Source organism: Cellulomonas sp. ACRRI (assembly GCF_022346185.1).
Lineage (GTDB): Bacteria > Actinomycetota > Actinomycetes > Actinomycetales > Cellulomonadaceae > Cellulomonas.
Genome location: NZ_JAKRMS010000188.1, coordinates 1 through 5,613 on the forward strand (window position 1 = coordinate 1; position 5,613 = coordinate 5,613).

Below are 5,613 nucleotides of genomic sequence, written 5' to 3' on the forward strand. Positions count from 1 at the left end.
GAGTTGTGGGGGGGGGGGGGGGGGGGGGGGGGGGGGGGGGGGGGGGGGGGGGGGGGGGGGGGGGGGGGGGGGGGGGGGGGGGGGGGGGGCGCGCGGGGGGGGGGGGGGGGGGGGGCGCGCCCCCCCCCCCCCCCCCGGGGGGGCGCCGGCGGCCGCCCCCCCCCCCCCCCCCCCCCCCCGGCGCGCCCCCCCCCCCCCCCGCCCCCCCCCGGCCCGGCGGGGCGGGCCGCAACTCCCCGCTGTCGGGGTCGTACGACGCGCTGTGGTCGACGACGGCCGGGTTCCACCTCGGCCCGTTCGGGCTCGACCTCGACCTGCACCACTGGGTGAACGACGCGGCGATGGCGGTGTTCTTCTGCGTCGTCGGCCTCGAGATCAACCGGGAGATCACCAGCGGCGAGCTGCGCGACCGGCGGACGGTCGCCGTGCCGGCGCTCGGCGCGCTGGGCGGTCTGGCGATCCCCGCCGTCATCTACCTGCTGTTCAACGCGGGCACGGAGGCGGCGCACGGCTGGGGCGTCGTGATGTCGACGGACACGGCGTTCCTGGTCGGCATCCTGGCGCTGTTCGGTCCCGCGTGCCCGGACCGGCTGCGGCTGTTCCTGCTGACGCTCGCGATCGTCGACGACATCGGGGCGATCACCGTGATGGCGGTGTTCTACAACGACGGCGTGGACGTCGTGGCGCTGGGCGTCGCCGGGGCTCTCGTGCTGGCGCTGCTGGTGCTGCGCTGGCTCGGGGTCTGGCGCCTGACGCCGTACGCGCTGATCGGGATCGCGCTGTGGTTCGCGGTGAACGCCTCGGGGGTGCACGCGACGCTCGCGGGCGTGCTCGTCGGGCTGCTGCTGCCCTCGCGGCCGATGGCGCGGGACCACGTCGAGCAGGTGCCGCGGTGGACGCAGGGCCTGGTCGCCGAGCCGACCGCGGACACCGAGCACCTGGCCGAGCTGGCCGCGCGCGCCACGGTGCCCGCCGGCGAGCGGCTGCAGCGCCTGCTGCACCCCTGGTCGGCGTTCGTCATCGTCCCGGTGTTCGGCCTGGCGAACGCGGGCGTGCGGCTCGACGCCGAGGCGCTGCGGGCGGCCGCGACGTCGACGGTCACGATCGGCGTGGCCGTCGCCCTGGTCGCCGGCAACACCATCGGCATCACCGGCGCCGCGACGCTCGCGATCCGGACCGGCCTCGGCCGGCTGCCCGGGCGGGTCCGCTGGGGCCACCTGGTGGGCGGCGCCGTGCTGGCCGGGATCGGGTTCACCATCTCCCTGTTCATCGCGGAGCTGGCGTTCGAGGGCGAGCTCGTCGAGCAGGCCAAGATCGGCATCCTGGCGGGGTCGCTGATCGCGGCGGTGCTGGGCACGGTGCTGCTGCGCATCCTCGGCGACCGGCTGCCCCTGTGCTCGCCCGACGAGGAGCTCCCGACCGGCCTGCCGCCGCGACCCTGGGTCGCCGGGTCCTGATCCCCGGCCGGTCGTCGCGGCGCCACCCGCGCGAACGGGTGCCGCCGCGACGATCGGGTGGGAGCGGGGCGCGCGGGCGCGCGCCGGGCGTCAGGGCGCGCCGGGCGTCAGGGCGTCGGGGGTGCCGCGGCGACGGCGGCGCGGAGCGCCGGCAGCTCGACCGGCCCGGCGTAGCGCTCGCCCTGGACCAGCAGCGTCGGCGTGCCCCGCACGCCGAGCCCCAGACCGCCCACGTAGTCCGCCTCGACCAGGTCCGCGAACCGCTGCGCACCCTCGCCCGCCACGACCGCCGGGTCCAGCCCGAGGCGCGCGCCCGCGGCCCGGAGGTCCTGCTCGGTCAACCGGTCCTGCTGCCCGAACAGCAGCCGCTGCATCTCCCAGAACAGCCCCTGCTCCGCGGCGGCCTCGGCCGCGAGCGCCGCGATCAGCGCGTGCGGGTGCACCTGGAACAGCGGGAAGTGCCGCCACACGAGCCGCACCCCGCCGTCGGACTCCTCGACCAGGCGCCGGAGCACGGGCTCGGCGGACCGGCAGTAGGGGCACTCGAGGTCGCCGTACTCGGTGATCGTGACGGGCGCGGCGGGGTCGCCGAGGACGAGCCGGGGGGCCTGGGCGTCGGGCATGACCCCAGCATGCCGTGCCGGCGCCCCGTCGCCCGCGACGCGCCCCGGCCCCGGCACCCGTCAGCGCGGCCGCATCGGCGGGCTGGCCGTCCCCGCCCCGCGCGCGATGCCCGCGACGAGCTGCCGCATCGCCTGCACCCCGGTGTACCGGGGGTGGAAGCCGAGCTGCCGCTCCGCGCGGCCCGTGTCGAGCACCGGCGCCGAGGCCCCCATGTCGAACCACCCGGGCCCGACCGGCGCCAGCCGGGCGTGCCACGCCAGCGCGAGCGCCGTCCGGACGGGCGCGTGCGGCACCTCCCGCCACCGGCCGCGCGACACCACGTCGGCGACGTCGGCGGCCCGGATGATCCCGGGCCCGGCGACGTTGTACGGCCCGCGCGCCTGCCGGACCACCGCCTCGCGGTACGCGTCGGCCAGGTCGTCGGCGTGCACCGCCTGGAGCCGGAACCCCGCCGGCCACGGCAGCACCGGCAGCCGGCCGTCGAGCACGCCGGCCGGGACGAACGGGCCGAGGAAGTACCGCTTGATCTCGTGGCCGGCCGCGTGCTGGAACACCAGCGCGGGTCGCAGCCGGGCGATGGTCAGCGTCGGGTAGCGCAGCTCGGCCTCGTCCAGCAGCCGCTCGACCGCGACCTTGTCGACGCTGTAGTCCGACGACCGGACGCCGCCGGTGTCCCACTCCTCGTCCCGCGGCTCGTCCGCGTACGACGGGCTGTACGCGCCGACCGAGGACGCCACCACCAGGTGCGGCACGCTCGCCTCGACCACCGCCCCGAGCACCCGGCGCATCCCGTCGACGTTGACCCGGCGGAGCTGGTCGCGGTCGTGGCTGGGCTGGATCAGCCAGGCGAGGTTGACCACCGCGTCCGCCCCGGCGAACACCCGGCGCAGCCGCTCGACGACGGGGCCGTCCGGGCCGCGCTCTCCGATGTCCACGGCGTGCCAGTCGGTGGTGTCGTACGGCGGGGGCGGCGTCCTGCCGGGAACGCGGCGGGCGACGCCGACCAGGGAGGTGACGGTGGGGTCGTCCCGGAGCCGGCGCAGCACCGCGGTGCCGACGTTGCCGCTGGCCCCGACCACGACGACCCTCACCGCGCCTCCTCCTGCGCCGGCCGGCCCGGCTCCCCGTCCTCCGCGAACGCCTGCTCGCGCGCGACCTGGCCGAGCCGGGTCAGCGTCGCGATCTGCTCGTCCGCCTGGTCCAGCAGCCGCTGCAGCTGCGCGGGCTCCAGGCCCAGGTCGTCCGCCCAGATGTGCAGCGTCTCCCAGAGCCCGCGCTTCGCGATGACGGCGCCGCGCATGAGGTCGATCTCCAGCACGGCGGTCAGCGGTGACGGGTCGGTCAGCCGGCCGTTCGGCTTCAGCCGCCCGACCCGCTCGGCGGCCGCGAGGCCGAGGCGCTTGACCACGGACGGGCGCACGTCGAGCCGGTACGCGGTGTCGCGCAGCCACTCGCGCTCGTCGGTGACCTCCTGCGCGATCCGGGCGAGCGCCGGGCCCAGGGGCGTGTCCGCGTAGGCCTCCGCCATCCGGCCGAACCGCGCGCTGCCGCCCTCCGCCCCGGCGAGGTGGTCGCCGAGGTAGGAGTCGAGCAGCGTGCGGTCGAGCCGCCTCACGGGGTGGCGGCGCCGCCGCCGTCCGCCCCGTCCGCCCGGGGGTTCAGGTTGTCGGGCTCGGCGTCGGTGTCGACGTCGCCCTCGTCGCCGCCGGTGGCCTGCGTCCCGGTGCGCGGGTTGAGCATCTCCGGGTCGGAGTCGGGGTCCTCAGCGGGGTCGTAGCCGTTCTGCGTGGTGTCGTCGGTGCTCATGGGCCCACGCTGGCACCAGCACCGGGACCTCGCACGCCGAACGGCCCCGCTCGGGCCGCCGGGACGATCGTCCCTGGTGCCCGCTGCGTGGCTCTGGTGCACGGACCCCCGCCCGCGCTGGTTACCATCGAGTCGTGCCCTCAACTGTCGAGCCGGTCGATGTCGTCCTGGTCGGTGGCGGGATCATGTCCGCCACGCTCGCCACCCTGCTCTCCGAGCTCGAGCCGTCCTGGCGGATCGAGATCGTCGAGCGGTTGGACGGGATCGCCCTGGAGAGCACCGACGCGTGGAACAACGCGGGCACCGGCCACGCCGCGCTCTGCGAGCTGAACTACACGCCCGAGCGGGCCGACGGCTCGATCGACATCGCCAAGGCGGTGACGATCAACGAGCAGTTCGCGCTGTCCTGCCAGCTGTGGGACCACCTGCGCGACGAGGGCCGCCTGCCGGACGACGGCTTCCGGTCCGCCGTGCCGCACCTGACGTTCGTCCGTGGCGCCGCCGACGTCGACTACCTGCGCCGCCGGCACGCCGCGCTGACCGCGCACCCCCGGTTCGCGCACCTCGAGTACTCCGAGGACCCCGCGACCATCGCGTCCTGGGCGCCGCTGGTCATGGCCGACCGCGACCCCGACGAGCCCGTCGCGGCCACCCGCGCCCTGGACGGCCTCGACGTCGACTTCGGCACCCTGGCGCGGCACATGGTCGACGACCTCGTGGCCCGCGGCACCCGGGTCCGGCTGCAGCACGAGGTCCGGCGGATCAGCCGGCGCCGCGGCGGCGGCTGGCGGCTGCACCTGGTCGACCGGGCGTGGAACGCGAGCCCGAAGCGGTCGACGCTCGACGCGCGGTTCGTGTTCATCGGCGCGGGCGGCGGGGCGCTGCGGCTGCTGCAGGCGGCCGGCATCCCCGAGATCAAGGGCTACGGCGGCTTCCCGATCAGCGGCCAGTTCCTGCGCACCACCGACCCGGCGCTCGTGGAGCGGCACCGCGGCAAGGTCTACGGCAAGGCCGCCGTCGGCTCCCCGCCCATGTCCGTGCCCCACCTCGACACCCGCGTGGTGCAGGGCAGCCCGGCGCTGCTGTTCGGCCCGTACGCCGGGTGGAGCATGAAGTTCCTCAAGGCCGGCTCCTGGACCGACCTGGTCCGCACCGTCCGGCCCGGCAACCTGATCCCGCTGGTCGCGGTGGCCGTGCACAACCTCGACCTGCTCAAGTACCTGGTCACCGAGGTGCTCGCGAACCGCGACGCCCGGCTGCGCACCCTGCGCGGCTTCATGCCGACGGCCCGCGAGCGGGACTGGGAGCTCATCACGGCCGGCCAGCGCGTCCAGGTCATCAAGCGCGGCAAGGGCGGCGGCGTGCTGGAGTTCGGCACCGAGCTGATCACCGCTGCCGACGGCTCGATCGCCGGGCTGCTCGGCGCCTCGCCCGGGGCGTCGACCGCGGCGTCGGCGATGCTCGACCTGCTGCGCCGGTGCTTCCCCGACCGGTTCGCCGGCTGGCGGCCGCGGCTCGAGGAGATGATGCCGCAGCTCGCCGAGCGCGCGGGTGGCCGCAGCGTGCCGGGCGGCGGCGAGGCCCCGGACGCGGACCCCGACCTGGAGACCGACGACCCGGCGCGCCCGGGCGCGGGCGGCCCGGGCGACTCCGGCACGGAGGGCGTCGGCCACGAGCCCGGCCCGGAGCCGCGGGACGCGTCCGCGCGCGCGTCGGCCCGTCGCCC

6 protein-coding genes are annotated in these 5,613 nt (G+C 77.0%); 2 read left to right on the forward strand and 4 right to left on the reverse strand.

The annotated features are described in order from the left end of the window. The first annotated feature begins 260 nt into the window (after positions 1–260). Positions 261–1,457: a Na+/H+ antiporter NhaA gene (gene nhaA, locus MHY85_RS19930; protein ID WP_239199945.1), complete on the forward strand. Its 1,197-nt coding sequence runs from the start codon at positions 261–263 to the stop codon at positions 1,455–1,457. Between the two features lie 107 nt (positions 1,458–1,564). Here the strand turns inward: nhaA and MHY85_RS19935 are convergent, their stop codons facing one another. From MHY85_RS19935 to MHY85_RS19950, 4 genes are read right to left on the reverse strand one after another with little or no spacing between them, the layout of a single operon-like run. After that, positions 1,565–2,080 carry a thioredoxin domain-containing protein gene (locus MHY85_RS19935; RefSeq protein ID WP_239199942.1) on the reverse strand — a complete coding sequence of 172 codons (516 nt, stop codon included), beginning with the start codon at positions 2,078–2,080 and terminating at the stop codon, positions 1,565–1,567. Between the two features lie 60 nt (positions 2,081–2,140). Further along, positions 2,141–3,172: an NAD-dependent epimerase/dehydratase family protein gene (locus tag MHY85_RS19940; protein ID WP_239199943.1), complete on the reverse strand. Its 1,032-nt coding sequence runs from the start codon at positions 3,170–3,172 to the stop codon at positions 2,141–2,143. Then, a complete protein-coding gene (locus tag MHY85_RS21995; protein WP_239199944.1) occupies positions 3,169–3,696 on the reverse strand; it encodes a hypothetical protein in 528 nt (175 codons plus the stop codon). Before MHY85_RS21995 ends, MHY85_RS19940 begins: the two co-directional genes overlap by 4 nt. Continuing rightward, positions 3,693–3,887: a hypothetical protein gene (locus MHY85_RS19950; protein WP_154728281.1), complete on the reverse strand. Its 195-nt coding sequence runs from the start codon at positions 3,885–3,887 to the stop codon at positions 3,693–3,695. Before MHY85_RS19950 ends, MHY85_RS21995 begins: the two co-directional genes overlap by 4 nt. Before the next feature lie 185 nt (positions 3,888–4,072). Here MHY85_RS19950 and mqo point away from each other — a divergent pair. Beyond that, positions 4,073–5,613: malate dehydrogenase (quinone) (mqo, locus tag MHY85_RS19955; RefSeq protein WP_239199946.1), on the forward strand; the 1,541-nt coding region annotated here is incomplete at its 3' end.